This window comes from Corynebacterium sp. 2571A, from assembly GCF_055700935.1.
Window position 1 is genome coordinate 311,402 of record NZ_JASTTE010000003.1, and the last position, 18,285, is coordinate 329,686.

Genomic DNA, 18,285 nt, shown 5'->3' on the forward strand with positions numbered 1-18,285 from the left:
AAGAACATGGCGGAGCTGACGATCTCCTCCGATGAGATCCGTAGCGCGATTGCGAACTACACCTCGAGCTACTCCGCGGAGGCCTCCCGTGAGGAGGTCGGCGTGGTCATTTCGGCAGCTGACGGTATTGCACAGGTTTCTGGCCTGCCGTCTGTTATGGCGAATGAGCTGCTCGAGTTCCCTGGCGGCGTAATCGGCGTTGCACAGAACCTGGACACCAATTCCATCGGCGTTGTGGTGCTGGGTAATTTTGAGGCCCTCAAGGAGGGCGACGAGGTTACGCGAACTGGAGAGGTCCTCTCCATTCCCGTGGGCGAGGGCTTCCTCGGCCGCGTTATCAACCCGCTGGGCCAGCCGATTGACGGCATGGGCCCGATCGAGAGCGAAGAAGACCGCGCCCTCGAGCTGCAGGCACCGTCCGTGCTGCAGCGCCAGCCGGTCGAAGAGCCGATGCAGACGGGTATCAAGGCTATTGACGCCATGACCCCGATCGGTCGCGGTCAGCGTCAGCTGATCATTGGTGACCGTAAGACCGGTAAGACCGCGGTTTGCATCGACACCATCCTGAACCAGAAGGCCAACTGGGAATCTGGCGACAAGAACAAGCAGGTCCGTTGTATCTACGTGGCCATCGGTCAGAAGGGTTCCACCATCGCTGGTGTGCGCCAGACCCTGGCCGACCACGGTGCGCTGGACTACACCACCATCGTGGCTGCCCCTGCTTCTGATTCCGCCGGCTTCAAGTGGCTGGCACCGTTCTCCGGTGCCGCTCTGGGCCAGCACTGGATGTACCAGGGCAACCACGTCCTGGTTATCTACGATGACCTGACCAAGCAGGCCGAGGCCTACCGTGCCATCTCCCTGCTGCTGCGCCGTCCGCCGGGACGCGAGGCATATCCGGGCGATGTGTTCTACCTGCACTCCCGCCTGCTGGAGCGTGCCGCTAAGCTCTCCGACGACATGGGCGCTGGCTCGATGACCGCACTGCCGATCATTGAGACTAAGGCAAACGACGTGGGCGCGTTCATTCCGACCAACGTCATTTCCATTACCGACGGCCAGGTCTTCCTGGAGTCCGACCTGTTCAACCAAGGTGTGCGCCCGGCTATTAACGTCGGTGTCTCCGTCTCCCGTGTCGGTGGCGCTGCGCAGACTAAGGGTATGAAGAAGGTTGCCGGTAACCTGCGTCTGGACCTGGCTGCGTACCGTGACCTGGAGGCGTTCGCTGCGTTCGCTTCCGATCTGGACTCGGCTTCCAAGGCTCAGCTGGAGCGCGGTCAGCGCCTGGTCGAGCTGCTGAAGCAGAGCGAGTCTTCCCCGCAGCCGGTGGAATACCAGATGGTGTCCATCTTCCTGGCAGACCAGGGCATCTTCGACGTCGTTCCCGTCGAAGATGTGCGTCGCTTCGAGACTGAGGTGCACGAGTACCTGCAGGCGAACACCCCGCAGGTCTACGAGCAGATCGCCGGCGGCGTTCCGTTCACCGACGAGTCCAAGGAGGCTCTGGTCTCCGCGGCTAAGGACTTCACCCCGACCTTCCGCACCACCGAGGGCCACAACCTAGGCTCCGAGGCTGAGGTTGAGCCGCTCGATGCCGACGAGGTTAAGAAGACCGAGCTCAATGTCTCCCGAAAGGCTTCCAAGTAGGCTCGCGCTTACGAGGACACACAAGTCGATTGATTAAGAAGGGAGGAAAGTAAACCATGGCAACTCTTCGTGAATTGCGCGACCGTATCCGGTCCGTCAACTCCACTAAGAAGATCACCAAGGCTCAGGAGCTCATCGCTACCTCGCGCATTACCAAGGCGCAAGCCCGAGTGGAGGCATCCGTGCCCTACGCTCAGGAGCTCAACGCAGTGATGAACCGCCTGGCGGCCGCCAGCTCGCTGGATCACCCGATGCTGCGACAGCGCGAGAACGCCAAGGTCGCGGCCGTGCTGGTTGTTTCTTCCGACCGCGGTATGTGCGGTGGCTACAACAACAACGTGTTTAAGAAGGCCGCCGAACTGGAAGCTCTCCTCAAGAAGGAGGGCTACGAGGTAGCCCGCTACGTCACTGGCAACAAGGGCGTTGGCTACTACCAGTTCCGTGAGGAAGAAGTGGTCGGCAGCTGGTCCGGCTTTTCCCAGGACCCGACGTGGGACGAGACGCACGACGTCCGCCACCACATCGTGGAAGGGTTCATCGCTGGTTCCGAAGGCACCACCAAGGCCCGCGAGGGTCTGCACGCCGAGGGCGAGGGCCAGCCGGTCCGCGGCTTCGACCAGGTGCACGTCGTCTACACCGAGTTCGAGTCCATGCTGACGCAGACCGCTCGCGCGCAGCAGCTGCTGCCCATCGAGCCGGTCATTGATACGGTGGAACTCAACCAGGGTGAGTCGGCGCTCTCCGATAGCGGGAACACTGAGGAACTGAGCTCGGACTTCGATTTCGAACCGGACGCGGACAGCCTGCTGGAAGCCCTGCTTCCGCAGTATGTCTCCCGCACCCTGTTCGCAATGTTCTTGGAGGCTTCTGCTTCCGAGTCCGCGGCTCGTCGTACCGCCATGAAGTCTGCAACTGACAACGCGACGGACCTGGTCAAGGACCTGTCCCGCGTGGCCAACCAGGCCCGTCAGGCGCAGATTACCCAGGAAATTACAGAGATCGTCGGTGGCGCTGGCGCGCTCGCCGAAAGCGCAGAAAGTGACTAGATTATGACTACAGCTCTGCAAGAGCAGAACACACAGTCGTCGGCTGCCGCCGGCCGTGTGGTGCGTGTCATCGGTCCGGTCGTCGACGTGGAATTCCCGCGCGGCGCAATGCCGGCACTGTATAACGCACTGACCGTCGAGATTGAGCTCGAGGCTGTTGCTAAGACCGTCACCCTGGAGGTCGCTCAGCACCTCGGTGACAACCTTGTCCGTACCGTGTCCATGGCTCCGACGGACGGCCTTGTCCGCGGCGCTACCGTGACCGACTCCGGCAACCCGATTTCGGTGCCGGTCGGTGACGTCGTCAAGGGCCACGTCTTCAACGCTCTGGGCGACTGCCTGGACGAGCCGGGCCTGGGCCGCGACGGCGAGCAGTGGGGCATCCACCGCGAACCGCCGGCATTCGACCAGCTCGAGGGCAAGACTGAGATCCTCGAGACCGGCATCAAGGTCATCGACCTGCTGACCCCGTACGTCAAGGGCGGCAAGATCGGCCTGTTCGGCGGCGCCGGCGTGGGCAAGACCGTTCTGATTCAGGAAATGATTACTCGTATTGCCCGCGAGTTCTCCGGTACCTCCGTGTTCGCCGGCGTCGGCGAGCGCACCCGTGAGGGCACCGACCTGTTCCTGGAGATGGAAGAGATGGGCGTGCTGCAAGACACCGCCCTCGTCTTCGGCCAGATGGATGAGCCGCCGGGAGTCCGTATGCGCGTGGCTCTGTCCGGCCTGACCATGGCGGAGTACTTCCGCGATGTGCAGAACCAGGACGTGCTGCTGTTCATCGACAACATCTTCCGTTTCACCCAGGCTGGTTCCGAGGTTTCGACCCTGCTGGGCCGTATGCCTTCGGCCGTGGGCTACCAGCCCACCCTGGCGGACGAGATGGGCGTGCTGCAGGAGCGCATTACCTCCACCAAGGGTAAGTCGATTACCTCGCTGCAGGCCGTCTACGTGCCGGCGGATGACTACACCGACCCGGCACCGGCGACCACCTTCGCTCACCTGGATGCGACCACCGAGCTGGACCGCTCCATCGCCTCGAAGGGTATCTACCCGGCAGTGAACCCGCTGACCTCTACCTCTCGTATTCTCGAGCCGGGTATCGTCGGCGAGCGCCACTATGCCATCGCCCAGCGCGTTATCGGTATCCTGCAGAAGAACAAGGAGCTGCAGGACATCATCGCCATCCTGGGTATGGACGAGCTGTCGGAAGAGGACAAGCTGACGGTGCAGCGTGCCCGTCGTCTGGAGCGCTTCCTGGGCCAGAACTTCTTCGTCGCAGAGAAGTTCACCGGCCTGCCGGGCTCCTACGTCCCGCTGTCGGAGACCATCGACGCCTTCGAGCGCATCTGCAACGGCGAATTCGACCACTACCCGGAGCAGGCCTTCAACGGCCTGGGTGGCTTGGACGACGTCGAGGCTGCGTACAAGAAGATGACCGAGAAGTAGGGAGAGGCACATGGCTGACATCACCGTAGAACTCGTTTCCCCGGAGCGGTTGCTGTGGACCGGTAAGGCAAGCATCCTGACCGCGGAAACGACCGAGGGTGAGATCGGCGTGCTTCCGGGCCACGAGGCTATGATCGGCCAGCTGGTCGAGAACGGCGTCGTGACCTTCCGCCCGGTGGACGGGGAGCGTCGCTTCGCCGCCGTCCAGGGTGGCTTCCTGTCGGTGACTGATGAAAAGGTGACCGTCTTGGCCGACTGGGCCGTCTGGGCTGACGAGGTCGATAGCTCGCAGGCTCAGGAAGATGCCAAGTCTGGCGACCAGATCGTACAGTCCCGCGGCGAGGCCGGGCTTCGTGCTCTGCGCCGCTCGCAGGAAAAGTAGCGTGCGCTAAGGGCACGTAAGGGGCAGCAACTGCCGCCTTTCTACTCTCGTCATTTAGGCTTTGCGCCTGTAAGTGTTCCTTGACAAAAGGAACGGCTTACAGGCGCTTTGTCGTTTTTATGCGGTCTTTCGTATTAGCACTTTCCGCGGAATACCGACTAGACTCAGATCATCACTTGTGGCACCCACGCCAAACACGTTTTGCAGGGAAGGTGAGAGGTTATGAGCTCGACCGTGGTTTCTATCGTCCTCTGGGTCGTTCTCGCCCTCGTGGTCTGCGTGGTCTTCCTGGCGGCGGTGCGCTTTTTCACCCTGCGTTCCAAGGGCACGCCGATGTTGATGCGCTCGGTGCCCGCCAAGGACACCCGGGGTTGGCGCCATGGCGTCATCTCTTACGCCGGGGAATTTGTTGAGTACTACGAGCTGCGCTCTGTCTCTCCCAGCTGTGACCGCCGTTTTAACCGCCGCGACATCGAAATCTTGGGCACCCGCGCCCTGGACGATGAAGAGGCGGTTTTTATTTCGTCTGGCATGAAGGCCGTCCATATCATCGTGCGCAACCAGCAGTATGAATTGGCCCTGGCCCCGCACGCGCACATGGCCTTTTCCGCCTGGGTGGAGGCCGCACCCTCGCAGCGCCAGGAACACCGCGACTTCCACCAGATGCGCAAGAAGATGGAACGCCCCATGCGCACCAACCTGCCGCACGACATAGCTAGCTGGCAGTCCTACTACGAATAGTCCAAAAATGCCGCCCACCGTGCCGTTCCCGCCCCGCTGCTAGGGCGGTTTTGGTACGTCTGGGGGCTTTCCAGCCTGCCTGGTGTGCGGTGGGGTGGCGCTAAGGCGATAGGGTGGTAGCCATGCGTTTAGTAATCGCCTCCTGCAGCGTCGACTACGTCGGCCGCGTCGATGCCCACCTGCCGCTGGCAGACCGCCTGCTGTTGCTCAAGGCCGACGGCTCGGTCTCGATCCACGCCGACGACCGCGCCTACAAGCCCCTGAACTGGATGACCCCGCCGTGCACGGTCACCGAGTCCGCCATCGAGGACATTGATGGGGAGCCGACCGGGGACACCCTGTGGCTGGTGGAAAACCCGAAGGGGGAGCAGCTGCGCATCACCATCGCGAAGGTGCACCAGGACATCGAGGTCGAGCTGGGCGAGGATCCGGGCCTGGTCAAAGACGGCGTGGAGGCCCACCTGCAGGAGCTGCTCGCCGAGCACATCACGACGCTTGGTCAGGGCTACAGCCTGGTGCGCCGCGAGTACCCGACCGCCATCGGCCCGGTCGATATCATGGCGCTCGATAACAACCGGGAGCACGTGGCGGTCGAGGTCAAGCGCCGCGGCGGCATCGACGGCGTGGAGCAGCTGTCCCGGTACCTGGACCTGCTCAACCGCGACGACCTGCTCGCCCCGGTGCACGGCGTTTTCGCCGCCCAGGAGATCAAGCCCCAGGCCCGGACCCTGGCCGAGGACCGCGGGATCCGCTGCGTCGTCCTGGACTATCAGGACCTGCGCGGCATCGAGTCGAACGAGCTGCGCCTGTTTTAGCCTGCCTTATCCAGGTCCCCACTGCGATGAGTCTCGAAGGAGGTAGACGTGCCGCGACGCAACCGCCGGCAGCGCCCGAGCCCGCGCAAGCTGCCCGCTGACGGCGCGGGTTTCTACGGCGCCCAGATCCAGGAGGGCCCGCGCTGGAGCTTCGGCCAGCCCTACGTCGTGCGCCAGATTGGCGCGGCGCGGGCGGTCAAGAATTACGTGTGCCCGGGCTGCAACCACACCATCTTCCCCGGGGTCGCCCACGTGGTGGCGTGGCCGAAGGACGCTGGTGGTCAGGCCGACGATAGGCGGCACTGGCACCGCGGGTGTTGGGACCGCCGCTAACGGCCCACTGCTCGGCGCCCGGCGAGTAGGATGGCGGGCATGATTGTTGCCTTTTCTGTAGCCCCCGCAGTTGTTGATACCCCGGACGCCGAAATGGCCGACGCCGTCACGGAGGCCGTGCGCGTGGTGCGCGAGTCTGGCCTGCCGAACGAGACGAACGCGATGTTCACGCTCATCGAGGGCGAGTGGGACGAGGTCTTCGACGTCATCAAGCGTGCTACCGATGCCGTCCGCGGGGTCTCCCCGCGCACCTCGCTGGTCATCAAGGCGGACATCCGCGAAGGGCACACCGGGCAGCTGACTCAGAAGGTCGAGTCCGTCAACCGCCGCCTGAACCAGAACTAGCAGCCGGCGCAACTTAAGTCGATATCAGCTAAGAAAGGACTAGTATGACGAACCCCCGTGGACCGCAGGTGGCCGGCGCCCTGGACCTGGGCGAGGTCAAGGCGCGTGCCGAGGCGCGCGCCCAGGCCGAAAAGCAGGGCGCCCAGTCGCCCGCCCAGGGCGCGGAGCAGTCCGGCGCAGGTGCCGGCCTCCGCGCCTTCTTTGAGGTCACCGAAGCCAATTTTGAATCCGACCTGGTGCGCCGCTCCCTGGAGGTGCCGGTCGTCGCGCTCATCGGCACCGCGCGCTCCACGCAGTCGGAGGAGCTCAAGTCCACCCTGCGCCAGCTGGCCGAGCGCGGCGGGTTTAAGTTCCTGGTGGGCTATATTGACGCCGACCAGCACCCGCAGATCGCGCAGGTCTTCGGCGTGCGTAACCTGCCGACCACCATCGCGCTGGGCGCGGGCCAGCCGCTGACCAACTTCGAGGGTTCCCAGCCTATGGACGCCCTCGAGCAGTGGGTGGACGCCCTGGTCCAGCAGGTCTCGCCGCAGCTGCAAGGCCCGGGCCCCGAGCTGCAGGCCGCCCAGGCCGGCCAGGCGCCGGCGGGTGAGGAGGAGGCCGCCCCGGCGGAGGATTCCCGTTTGAGCGAGGCGGAAGAGCAGCTTGGCAACGAAGACTTCGACGGCGCGATTGCCACCTACGAGGCTATCCTGGCCGAGGAGCCGGGCAACCAAGAAATCAAACAGGCCCGGGATACCACGCTGCTGCTCAAGCGCCTGTCCGCGGCCGGCCAGGGCGTGGACCACATCGGTCAGGCCGAGTTAGACCCGGATGATATCGACGCCCAGCTCAACGCCGCCGACGCCGACGTTGTCGCCGGCCGCCCAGAGGCCGCCTTCGAGCGGCTTATCGCGGGCATGCGGCGTACCGCCGGTGCGGACAAGGACCGCTTGAAGGAGCGCCTCCTAGAGCTCTTCGGACTCTTCGACGCCGCGGATCCGCGCGTACTGTCCGCCCGCACCCAGCTGGCCAGCGCCCTGTACTAGGGCGCCCTGCACCCGGGCCCGGGGGAGGGGCCGGGTTTAAGACTCGGTGCCGCGGTAGAGGTACCACTGCACCGAATTGGCCGGCAGCAGGACCCGCAGGAAGTTGTTGCCGTCGCGGCTGACCGTCTCCACGTGGCGCGGCAGGTCGTTGGCGGCGCCGGAGTAGACGCCGTCGTCGGTGTTGAGCACCATCTCCCAGGCGCCCGCGTGCGGCACCCAGACCTCGTAGTCCGGGTGGGAGTTGCCCGCGAGGTTGACCACCGCCAGCAGCGTTTGGCCGGTGCGGGCGTAGCGCAGGTAGCCGAGCACGTTGCGGGCGGCGTCGTCGCCTACCACCCACTGGAAGCCGGCCGGATCGAAGTCCTGGTCCCACAGCGCCGGGGTGTCGCGGTAGATCGCGCCGATGTCGCGGGCCAGGCGCTTGATGCCCTGGTGGTACTCGTGCCCCCAGCCCTCCAGGTTGGCCCAGTCCACGGAGGAGCCCTCCGACCACTCGGTGACTTGGCCGAACTCGTCGCCCATGAACAAGAGGTTCTTGCCTGGGTGCGAGTACATGTAGCCAAAGAGCGTGCGCACCCCGGCGGCCTTGTTCCAGTCGTCGCCGGGCATCCGCGTCCACAGCGTGCCCTTGCCGTGGACGACCTCGTCGTGGCTAAGCGGCAGCACGTAGCGCTCGGAGTAGGCGTAGACCATCGAGAAGGTGATCTCGTGATGGTGGTGGCTGCGGTAGATGGGATCGCGGCTGAAATACTCCAAGGTGTCGTTCATCCAGCCCATGTTCCACTTCAGGTCGAAGCCTAGCCCGCCGTGTTCGGTGGGGGCGGTCACGCCCGGCCAGGAGGTCGATTCCTCGGCGATGGTGAGGATGCCGGGGCTGACCCGGTGGACGGTCGCGTTGGTTTCCTGCAGGAGGCGCACGGCCTCCAGGTTCTCCCGGCCGCCGTGCATGTTCGGCAGCCAATCGTCGCGGGAATAGTCCAGGTAGAGCATGGAGGCCACCGCGTCGACGCGCAGGCCGTCGACGTGGAATTCCTCGGCCCAGTAGAGGGCGTTCGCCACCAGGAAGTTGCGGACCTCGTTGCGGCCGAAGTCGAAGACGTAGGTACCCCAGTCCGCCTGTTCGCCGCGGCGCGGGTCGGGGTGCTCGTAGCAGGGGCGACCGTCGAAGCGCCCGAGGGAAAATTCGTCCTTGGGGAAGTGGGCGGGCACCCAGTCGATGATGACGCCGATGCCGGCGCGGTGGCAGGCATCGATCAGCGCGCGCAGCTCGTCCGGGCTGCCCCAGCGCGCCGACGGGGCGTAGTAGCCGGAGACCTGGTATCCCCAGGAGCCGCCGAAGGGGTGCTCGGCCACGGGCAGGAACTCGACGTGGGTGTAGTTGTGCTCCAGCAGGTAGTCGATGAGCTCGGCCTGCAGGGTCGCGTAGTTAGAGCCAATCTTCCAGGAGCCGACGTGGACCTCGTAGATATTCATCGGCTTGTCGAGGTTGCCGTCGCGGGCGGCCAGCCATTCGGCGTCGGTCCAGTTGAAGCTGGTGCTGGCCACGACGCTGGCGGTCTCCGGCGGGGCGAGCGTGGCCTTGGCCAGCGGATCGGCCTTGTCGATGCGCCCGTGCTCCCGGGACTGGATGGCGAACTTATAGCGCTCGCCTTCGCCCACGCCCGGGATGAAGATCTCCCAGATGCCGGTCGCGCCCAGGCTGCGCATGGGGTACTGGGTGGGGTTCCAGCCGCAGAAATCGCCCACCACGGCCACGCCCAGCGCGTTGGGCGCCCACACGGCAAAGGCCGTGCCGGTCACGGTGCCCAGCTGCGTGTCGTACTCTTTCAGGTTGGCGCCCAAGACCTCCCAGAGGCGCTCGTGGCGGCCTTCGGCCACCAGGTGCAGGTCCAGCGTGCCCAGCGTGGGTAGGAAGGCATAGCCGTCCGCCACGGTGCGGTTAGCGCCCCCGGGGTAGCCCACCCGCAGGCGGTAGTCCTGCTGCTCGGGCAGGTCGGCCTCGAAGATGTCGTGGCCGGCCGCGCGCATGGGGGTAGCCCCGGCGGCGGTGAGCAGCTCGACGGACTCGGCCCCGGGCTGGCGGGTGCGCACCGTCCCGTCGTGCCAGCCGTAGAAGGCGTGGGGGTCGTGGTGCTGGCAGTGGTCCAGCCGGCTGAGGTCTTCGGCGGCGATGGTGGGCTCGAAATCTGGGCTGGTATCCATGGCTAAGACTGTACGTCAGTTCCTTCGGTTTCGGAGAGTGAATGCGGACCCGGGCGGCGGGGAGCAGACCGCGGGGCCTAGGCGCGGTAGTCGGTGACTTCTCGCCAGGCCAGCTGCTCGCGCAGGTCCGGCTCGGCGGGTGGGAGCAGGAAGATGTGGGCGACGTCCCGCATGGGCTCAAGCCGCACGAAGTTGCGCTCGGACCAGTTATAGGCGGCCCCGGTGACCATGTCCTGGACGGTGAAGACATCGCCGGGGTTGCGCCCCAGGCGGTCCAAGTCCAGGTCTACGGTGGCCTCCTGCGGGTTGCGCGGATCCAGGTTGATGACCACCAGCACCACGTTGCCCGTGACCGCGTCCGCCTTGGAGTAGGCCAGGATGTTCGGGTTGTCGGCGGCGTGGAAGTGCAGCGTGCGCAGCTGCTGCAGCGCCGGGTTCTCCCGCCGGATCTGGTTGAGCAGGCGCAGATAACCCTCCAGGGAATCCCCGGAGTTGACGGCGGCCTGGAAGTCGCGGGGGCGCAGCTCGTATTTCTCCGAGTCGAGGTATTCCTCGCTGCCCGGGGCTACAGGCAGGTGCTCGTAGAGCTCGTAGCCGGAGTAGACACCCCACAGCGGCGACAGGGTGGCCGCCAGGCTGGCGCGGATGGCGAACATGGCACGGCCGCCGGTCTGCAGGGAGGCGTGCAGGATGTCCGGGGTGTTGACAAAGAAGTTGGGGCGGCAGATATCGGCCTGCTCCACGTGCAGCTGGGCGAACTCGGTGAGCTCTTCCTTGGTGGTCTTCCACGTGAAATAGGTATAGGACTGGCTAAAGCCCAGCTTGGCCAGGCCCAACAGGCGCGCCGGGCGGGTAAACGCCTCCGCTAAGAAGATGACCTCCGGGTGGTCGCGGTGGACCTCGGCGATGATCCAGGCCCAGAAATTGGCCGGCTTGGTGTGCGGGTTATCCACGCGGAAGGTTTTCACGCCCGCCGCGACCCAGAACAAGACCACGTCCAGGATTTCTTCGTAGAGTGCCGCGGGGGCGTTGTCGAAGTCGAGCGGGTAGATGTCCTGGTACTTCTTGGGCGGGTTTTCCGCGTACGCGATGGTGCCGTCTGCTAGCACCGTGAAGTACTCCGGGTGCTTTTTAGCCCAGACGTGGTCGGGGGAGCACTGCAGGGCCAGATCCAGGGCCACCTCGAGGCCGAGCTGCTCGGCGCGCTGTACCAGGCCGCGGAAGTCGTCCAGGGTGCCCAGCTGCGGGTGGGTGGCCCGGTGGTCGGCGATAGCCCACGGCGAGCCCACGTCGTCGGGCCCGGCGTTCAGGGTGTTGTTCTTGCCCTTGCGGTGGACCTGGCCGATGGGGTGGATGGGAGGGAAGTAGACGGTGTCAAAGCCCATGGCCGCCACACGGTCCAGGGCCTGAGCGGTCGTGGCGAAGGTGCCGTGGACGGGCTCGCCGTGAGCGTCGCGGCCGCCGGTCGAGCGCGGGAAGAGCTCGTACCAGGAGTTGTACAGCGCGGCCTGGCGCTCCACGTAGACCTCCCGCACGGTGTCTTCGACGACCAAGTCGCGCAGGGGCTGCTCGGCCAGGGCCTGGGCAACGGCCGCGGACAGGGCCGGCGCTACCCGTTCGTTAACGTCCCGGGTGGCATCCCGCAGGGACTCGGCGGCCTCCTTGTAGAGGGAGGCGGAATTCTTGCGGGTCATGGCGGCGCGGTCGAAGAGGTCGGCGCCGTGGCGCAGGTCGTTGTCCAGCTCTGCGGCGGACTGGCCCGCGGCCAGCTTCTTGGTGACGGCATTTGTCCAGGTGGCTACCGGATCCGACCAGGCCTGGATCTGGAAGCGCCAGGTGCCCGGCCTGTCGGGCACGAAGACGCCGTGGACGCGGTCCTGGTCTTCCGGATCGACGCTCAGGCGGGTGTTGAACGCGGGGGTGGACAGGGTGGCATCGTCAGGCGAGTACACCACGAGGTTGGCGGCCACCGCGTCGTGGCCTTCGCGCCAGACTAAGGCGGTGACGGGAATGACCTCACCGACTCCTCCTTTGGCGGGTAGGTTTCCGTGATCGATTACGGGCCGGACGTCGTCAATACCAAGGCGGGTCGTCATGGAATTTAGCGTAGTCGAGGTGTTTCAGTGTCGCCCGGCAACTGGAAAATCGGCCACAATGGGACACGTGAGTTCCTCGATGTTTAGCCAAGAACAAATTGCCGCCGCCCGCGCCGCCGCCCAGTCCGCCCGCGGCACCGCCGTCTCTGCCGCGACGGGGGCGGCAGAGACGGCCGCCGCAGAAACCGATCAGGACTGGCTGATCGACTTCCGCGGGGTCGAGCTACGCCGCGGCGGCAAGACCCTCGTCGGCCCAGTCGACTGGCAGGTCGAGCTCGACGAGCGCTGGGTCATCATCGGTCCTAACGGCGCGGGCAAGACCTCGCTGGTGCGCATGGCCGCGGCCGAAGAATTCCCGTCCAAGGGTACGGCCTTCGTGATGGGCGAGCGGCTCGGCAAGACAGACATGCGCGATCTCCGCGCCATGATCGGCATCTCCTCGGCCGCCGTGCAGCACCGCATCCCGGACAACGAGCGCGTCGACGACCTGGTGGTCTCCGCGGGATACGCGGTCCTGGGGCGCTGGCGCGAGGACTACGGGGACATGGATTTTAGCCGCGCGAACCGGATCATGGAACAGACCGGCTGCACCCACCTGGCCGAACGCACCTGGGGCACCCTGTCCGAAGGTGAGAAGAAGCGCGTCATCCTGGCCCGCGCGCTCATGCCCAACCCGGAGCTGCTCATCCTGGACGAGCCCACCGCCGGCATGGACCTGGGCGGCCGCGAGGACCTGGTGGGCTACTTGGGGGACTTGGCCTTGGACGCCGACGCCCCGGCCATCGTCATGATCACCCACCACGTCGAGGAGATCCCTTACGGCTTCACCCACGCGATGATCCTGGACGAGGGCGAAGTCGTCGCCAAGGGGCTTATCAACAGCGTGCTCACCTCCGACAACCTCACCCGCGCATTCGGCCAGCCCATCCAGGTCGACCGGATCGGCGAGCGCTACTTCGCGCGCCGGGTACGCTAGGAGGCCACGACCTCCCTAACTGGTGGACGAAGAAGTCGCCGCGCCCAAGTCCCGGTGGAGAAGATGAGCAAGATAAACCCCTTAGATGTCATTGACGCGACCGACACTACCGGCTTCAACGGCGGCCGGCTGTCGGCGTCAGTGCTGCTCATTCGCGACGAACCCGACGGGCTCAAGGTCTGGGTCCAAGAGCGCGTGGCCACCATGCGCAACTACCCGGGCCACGCCGTCTTCCCGGGCGGCGGGGTAGACCCCCGCGACTTTCCGCCGCGCAGCTGGGACTCCGGCAGGCTCTGGGCCGGCGCCTCCCTGGTGTCCAAGGCCCGCCGGCTGGGGGTGACCAAATACAAGGCCCACGCCCTGGTCTTCGCGGCGGCCCGGGAACTGTTCGAGGAAACCGGCACGCTCCTGGTCGTCGACGAGAAAGGCCGCGTCGAGTCCAACGCCGCCCGCTTCCACGCCGAACGCCTCCAGCTGGAAGGCCACGAGCTGTCGTTTTCCGACTTCTTGAGCCAGGAGTCGCTGCGCATGGACTCTGACCGCCTGCTTCCCTGGGGCCGCTGGGTCGGCCATTCCCCGGCCGGCAACTGGTTCGACACCTTCTTCTTCGTCGCCACCCTGCCGCCCGGCCAGGAGCCCGACGGCAACACGGGCGAGGCCGCCGATGCCGGCTGGTTCTCTCCGCAGCTGCTCATCGACGGCTGGCGCGCCGGGCTGGTGCGCTTGGTCGCGCCGACCTGGGCGAACTTGCAGCGCCTGTGCCGGTTAAGCACCGTGCAGGAGGTCCTCGACGACGTCGATTATTCCGACCTGCGGCCGGTGGTGGGCGACCCGGTGGATGACCCGCGCTACCGCGAGTTTTTCACCACCCGGCCCGTCGACCGCATCTAGGCCGAGCCAGCTGCCTGCCGCCCAAATTAATTTTTCCTTCACCCCCTCTTTCCTCCCGACCCGTCGAGAAAGGCACCGCTGCACCGTGGCATTCGAACTAGCCGACATCCGGTTCTTCCAAGACAACGCCGCCGCCATCCGGCAGGCCAGTCAGCAGCTGGAGGGAACCCGGGCCAAGGCGCTGGCCGAGGCCGAGTACCTGCGCGAGCGCTTCGGCGAGCACGGGCGCGCGGTGGGGGAGCTGGCCGACGCCCGCCGGCGCGCGCTGCGCACCGCGAAGTTCCCGGACACCTGGTTAAGCGACGTCGACGCCGTCCAGCAGGCCACGCCCGCGCCCGTGGCCCGGGCTCGGGCCCGGCACCTGGCCGGTATGAGCGTGGACTTCGTCCACGACGTCACCTGCTCGGTGGGTACGGAGGCCCCGGCGCTGCGCGCCGCCGGCATCGGCTACCTGGGCAGCGACCTGGATAGGCCGCGCGTGGCGATGGCCCGGCACAACGTGCCCGGCGTGCCCTTCGTGGTCGCCGACGCCTTGGCGCCGGTCAGCGCCCGCGGGGTGGTCGTGGCGGACCCGGCCCGGCGGGCAGGCGGGCAGCGCATCACCAAGCCGGAACAGCTGCTGCCGTCCCTGCCGGACCTGCTGGCCGCCTACCCGGGCCGCCCCATGGCCGTTAAGTGCGCGCCCGGCCTGGACTACCGTGAGTGGGCGGGCCCGGTGGTGGTGGCCAGCGTCGACGGCGCGGTCAAGGAGGCCTGCCTCTACACCCCGGATTTGCAGCAGCGTCCGGCCCCGGACGGCCAGCCGGTGCGCGCGGCGTGGCTGCTTCGCGGCGGCGCCGACTCCCACAACGGAGACGAGACCATCAGCAGTGCCGATTTCGCCGCGGACGAGCTGCCGGCGGCCGGGGAGGTGGGCCGCTACCTCGTGGACCCAGACGGCGCGGTGGTGCGCGCGGGCCTCGTCAAGCACTACGCGGCGCGCCACGGCCTGTGGCAGCTGGACGAGAAAATCGCCTACCTGACGGGGGAGGCAATCCCACCGGGCCGGTCGGGATTTCCATTCATCGAGCAGGTGAGCCTGAAGCGCTTGAGCTCGTGCCTGAAGTCCCTGGACGCCGGCAGCCTGGAGATCCTCGTCCGTGGTGTCAACATTGACCCGGACCAGCTGCGCAAGAAGCTGAAGCTGCGGGGCTCGCGCCCTCTGGCGGTGGTCGTCACGCGGCTGGGCCGCGGCGCCGTGGCGCTGGTCTGTGAGCCACGCCAATGGAATTAGTCCCGCCTTCGCTACTACTATGGCGCGGAGAATAAGTTTCTAGAACGCTTCAACCAAATTGACGGAAAGGTCGGTCGAATACCCATGCCCACTATCGTGGCTCTGGTCAAGTACGTACCCGATACGTGGTCCACTAAGACGTTGGAAGAGGACAACACGCTAAACCGCGACGCGGTGGACAACATTATTGATGAGGTCAACGAGTATTCGGTGGAACAGGCGCTGCGGCTGCGCGACGCGAACCCAGAGGCCGGTTACCGCGTGGTGGCCCTGACGATGGGCCCGGCCGGCGCCGAGGAGGCCCTGCGCAAGGCCTTGGCCATGGGCGCCGACGACGCGGTCCTGCTCAGCGACGAGGCGCTGGCGGGCTCGGATGCCATCGGCACCGCCTGGGCGCTGAGCAACGCCATCAACACCCTGGACGACGTTGCCCTTATCACCATGGGTACGGACGCCTCCGACTCGCAGACGGGCCTGCTGGCCGGCCTGCTGGCCGAGTACCGTCAGATCCCGGCGCTCACGCAGCTGCACGCGGTGAGCCTGGCTGAGGGCACCGTGCGTGGTACCCGCGAGGACCACCGCGGCACCTGGGAGCTGTCCGCCCCGCTGCCGGCCCTTATCGCCGTGGGCGACAAGGCCGACAAGCCGCGCTTCCCGAACTTCAAGGGGCTCATGGCGGCCAAGAAGCACCCGATCACCACGCTGGATCTGGCCGCTATCGGCGTCGACCCGGCGCAGGTGGGCCTGAACTCGGCGACGACCCAGGTCACCGAGGCCGCCCAGCGCCCGCCGCGCACCGCCGGCGAGCTGGTGGAGACCGGCTCCGCCGAGGACAAGGCCGCCAAGATCGTCGAGTTCCTCGAGTCCAAGAACCTGCTCTAACACCCGCTCGCCGCGAACGCTTATAAGGAGTTTTCTTTTCATGTCTCACGTTTATGTTTTGGTCGAGCACACCGGTGACCAGCTGAGCCCGGTCACGGGTGAGCTGATTACCGCCGCCCGCCAGCTGGGCACCGTCTCCGCCGTCGTGGTCGGCCCCGCCGGCACCGGCGAGAAGCTGGCCCCGGAGCTGGCCCGCTGGGGTGCGGCCCAGGTCGTGGACGCCCAGGCCGCGGACTACGATTCCCGCCTGCTGACCCCCGAGGTCGACGCCCTGCACGGGCTGGGCGCGGCCAACCCGGCCCCCATTCTGATTGCCGCATCCGCCACCGGCAACGAGATCGCCGGCCGCGTGGCCGCGCGCCTGGCCTCCGGCGTCCTGTCGAACGTCTCCGGCATCCGCCCGGACGGGGCGGCCCAGCACGCCATCTTCGGCGGCTCCTACGACGCTTATGCCACCGCGGCCGGCCCCTGCCCGATCTACACCCTGCTGCCGGGCAGCGTGGCCGCCGAGGCCGAGGCCAGCGTCGGCGAGGTCGCCGCCATGCAACTGCCGGCGGCCACCGACCGCGATGTCAAGGTCGAATCCTTTACCCCGGCCGAGAAGTCCGCCCGCCCGGACCTGCCGTCGGCGGCCACCGTGGTCGCCGGTGGCCGCGGGGTGGGCGATGAGTTCGCCGCCGTCGTCGAGCCGCTCGCCGACGCCCTGGGCGCGGCCGTGGGCGCTACCCGCGACGCCGTCGACGAGGGCTTCTACGACGCGGCCTACCAGATCGGGCAGACCGGCGTGACGGTGACCCCGGACCTCTACATCGGCCTGGGTATCTCCGGCGCCATCCAGCACACCTCGGGCATGCAGACGGCCAAGAATATCGTCGTGGTCAACCAGGACCAGGACGAGCCCTTCTTCCAGATCGCTGATCTGGGCGTGGTGGGGGACCTGCACGAGATCGCCCCGGCGCTGACCGAACAGCTGAAGAATCGCGCCTAAGATGTCCCACTATTTCGATTACGCCGCCACCCAGCCCATGCGGCAGGCTGCCATCGACGCCTGGGTTGCCGCCGCTGGCAGCGTCAACTCCGGCGCACAGTACGCCTCCGGGCGTAAGTCCCGTTCGGTGCTCGACGACGCCCGCGAGAAGGTCGCCGAGCTGCTGGGGTGCGAGCCCATCGAGGTAATCTTTACCGCCTCCGGCACCGAGGCGGACAACATCGCCGTCCAGGGCCTCTACCGGGCCGCCGAGTGCGGGCCGGAGGAGTGCCGCACCCGGCGCATTATCTCCACCCCGATCGAGCACCCGGCGGTGCGCGACACCGTGGCCACCCTGGAGCGTCAGGGCGCGACCGTGGAGCTGCTGCCGGTCGACCGGCACTCGCGGGTCAGTGACTTGAGCGCCCTGGACACCCCGGCGGACCTGGCCACCTGCATGTGGGCCAACAACGAGATCGGCGCCCTCCAGCCGGTGGAGGAAATCGTAGCGCGCGCGAGCGCCCAGGAGACCCCGGTCCACATCGACGCGGTGCAGGTGGTCGGCAAGCTGCCCATCAACTTCGCGGAACTGGGTGCGACGACCCTGGCGGCCAGCGCGCACAAGTTCGGCGGCCCGCGCGGCATCGGCCTGCTGCTGGCCCGCCGCAGCCCGGCGCCCCAGCCCATCGCCTACGGCGGCGGCCAGGAACGCGGCATTCGCCCCGGCACCGTCGACGTGGCCAGCGCGGCCGGCCTGGCCGCGGCCCTGGAAGAATCCGTGGCCGAAATCCCCGCCGAGTCCGCGCGCGTGGGCCCCCTGCGGGACCGGCTGCGCGAGGGCATCCTGCGCGAGATCGAGGACGTGGTGGTCAACTCCAGCGAGCCCGCCTTGCCGTCGCACCTGCACGTGTCCTTCCCGGGCACCGACGGCGACAGCCTCATCATGCTGCTCGACCAGCTGGGCATCGAGGCCTCGACGGGCTCGGCCTGCTCGGCCGGCGTCAACCGCATGTCGCATGTGCTGGAGGCAATGGGCGTGACCGAAAGCGAGGGGATGGGCTCCCTGCGCTTCACGCTGGGCCGCAACACCCGCGACGAGGACGTGGACTACGTCCTAGCGCACCTGCCGGAGGTCATCCGCCGGGCCCGGAGCGTATAGACATCATATTCCCAGCTAAGCCCCAGTGATTCTGGGGCGGGGCGGTCCTATGT

The 18,285-nt window shown here is 66.7% G+C and carries 17 protein-coding genes; 15 read left to right on the forward strand and 2 right to left on the reverse strand.

Annotated elements, in window-relative coordinates; genetic code table 11:
• The first annotated feature begins 6 nt into the window (after positions 1–6).
• The 9 genes from atpA to QQS53_RS07890 all read left to right on the forward strand — a co-directional run bounded on the left by atpA (position 7) and on the right by QQS53_RS07890 (position 7,786).
• The gene (gene atpA, locus QQS53_RS07850) at positions 7–1,647 is read left to right on the forward strand and encodes a F0F1 ATP synthase subunit alpha (protein WP_472775467.1); all 1,641 of its coding nucleotides are present in this window, start codon (positions 7–9) and stop codon (positions 1,645–1,647) included.
• A gap of 56 nt (positions 1,648–1,703) precedes the next feature.
• Positions 1,704–2,693: a F0F1 ATP synthase subunit gamma gene (locus QQS53_RS07855; RefSeq protein WP_472775305.1), complete on the forward strand. Its 990-nt coding sequence runs from the start codon at positions 1,704–1,706 to the stop codon at positions 2,691–2,693.
• Between the two features lie 3 nt (positions 2,694–2,696).
• Positions 2,697–4,142, forward strand: coding sequence for a F0F1 ATP synthase subunit beta (gene atpD / locus QQS53_RS07860; RefSeq protein WP_070769004.1), 1,446 nt, complete (start codon positions 2,697–2,699; stop codon positions 4,140–4,142).
• Between the two features lie 10 nt (positions 4,143–4,152).
• Positions 4,153–4,524: a F0F1 ATP synthase subunit epsilon gene (locus tag QQS53_RS07865; protein ID WP_472775306.1), complete on the forward strand. Its 372-nt coding sequence runs from the start codon at positions 4,153–4,155 to the stop codon at positions 4,522–4,524.
• 222 nt (positions 4,525–4,746) lie between these two features.
• Complete coding sequence (locus QQS53_RS07870; RefSeq protein WP_472775307.1) at positions 4,747–5,265, forward strand: DUF2550 domain-containing protein; 519 nt, start codon at positions 4,747–4,749, stop codon at positions 5,263–5,265.
• A gap of 122 nt (positions 5,266–5,387) precedes the next feature.
• Positions 5,388–6,080 carry an endonuclease NucS gene (gene nucS, locus QQS53_RS07875; RefSeq protein WP_472775308.1) on the forward strand — a complete coding sequence of 231 codons (693 nt, stop codon included), beginning with the start codon at positions 5,388–5,390 and terminating at the stop codon, positions 6,078–6,080.
• Positions 6,081–6,128: 48 nt separating this feature from the next.
• Positions 6,129–6,413: a hypothetical protein gene (locus tag QQS53_RS07880; RefSeq protein ID WP_472775309.1), complete on the forward strand. Its 285-nt coding sequence runs from the start codon at positions 6,129–6,131 to the stop codon at positions 6,411–6,413.
• 39 nt (positions 6,414–6,452) lie between these two features.
• Complete coding sequence (locus QQS53_RS07885) at positions 6,453–6,758, forward strand: thiamine-binding protein (RefSeq protein WP_472775310.1); 306 nt, start codon at positions 6,453–6,455, stop codon at positions 6,756–6,758.
• A 44-nt stretch (positions 6,759–6,802) separates the two neighbouring features.
• Positions 6,803–7,786, forward strand: coding sequence for a tetratricopeptide repeat protein (locus QQS53_RS07890; RefSeq protein WP_472775311.1), 984 nt, complete (start codon positions 6,803–6,805; stop codon positions 7,784–7,786).
• Between the two features lie 36 nt (positions 7,787–7,822).
• Here the strand turns inward: QQS53_RS07890 and glgB are convergent, their stop codons facing one another.
• Both glgB and QQS53_RS07900 read right to left on the reverse strand, forming a co-directional pair.
• The gene (gene glgB, locus QQS53_RS07895) at positions 7,823–9,988 is read right to left on the reverse strand and encodes a 1,4-alpha-glucan branching protein GlgB (RefSeq protein WP_472775312.1); all 2,166 of its coding nucleotides are present in this window, start codon (positions 9,986–9,988) and stop codon (positions 7,823–7,825) included.
• Between the two features lie 77 nt (positions 9,989–10,065).
• A complete protein-coding gene (locus tag QQS53_RS07900; RefSeq protein ID WP_472775313.1) occupies positions 10,066–12,084 on the reverse strand; it encodes an alpha-1,4-glucan--maltose-1-phosphate maltosyltransferase in 2,019 nt (672 codons plus the stop codon).
• Positions 12,085–12,142: 58 nt separating this feature from the next.
• Between QQS53_RS07900 and QQS53_RS07905 the strand changes: the two genes are divergently transcribed.
• From QQS53_RS07905 to QQS53_RS07930, 6 genes are all read left to right on the forward strand, one after another.
• Positions 12,143–13,060 (forward strand): ABC transporter ATP-binding protein, encoded by a 918-nt coding sequence (locus tag QQS53_RS07905; protein ID WP_472775314.1) that lies wholly within the window; start codon positions 12,143–12,145, stop codon positions 13,058–13,060.
• Between the two features lie 63 nt (positions 13,061–13,123).
• Positions 13,124–13,951 (forward strand): NUDIX hydrolase, encoded by an 828-nt coding sequence (locus tag QQS53_RS07910; protein WP_472775315.1) that lies wholly within the window; start codon positions 13,124–13,126, stop codon positions 13,949–13,951.
• A gap of 85 nt (positions 13,952–14,036) precedes the next feature.
• Positions 14,037–15,224: a THUMP-like domain-containing protein gene (locus tag QQS53_RS07915; protein ID WP_472775316.1), complete on the forward strand. Its 1,188-nt coding sequence runs from the start codon at positions 14,037–14,039 to the stop codon at positions 15,222–15,224.
• Positions 15,225–15,308: 84 nt separating this feature from the next.
• Positions 15,309–16,106 carry an electron transfer flavoprotein subunit beta/FixA family protein gene (locus QQS53_RS07920; RefSeq protein ID WP_472775317.1) on the forward strand — a complete coding sequence of 266 codons (798 nt, stop codon included), beginning with the start codon at positions 15,309–15,311 and terminating at the stop codon, positions 16,104–16,106.
• A gap of 40 nt (positions 16,107–16,146) precedes the next feature.
• Positions 16,147–17,094, forward strand: a complete 948-nt coding sequence (locus tag QQS53_RS07925) for an electron transfer flavoprotein subunit alpha/FixB family protein (protein ID WP_472775318.1) — start codon at positions 16,147–16,149, stop codon at positions 17,092–17,094.
• A 1-nt stretch (position 17,095) separates the two neighbouring features.
• On the forward strand, positions 17,096–18,232 hold the full coding sequence (locus QQS53_RS07930; protein ID WP_472775319.1) for a cysteine desulfurase family protein: 1,137 nt from the start codon (positions 17,096–17,098) through the stop codon (positions 18,230–18,232).
• Positions 18,233–18,285: the final 53 nt, after the last annotated feature.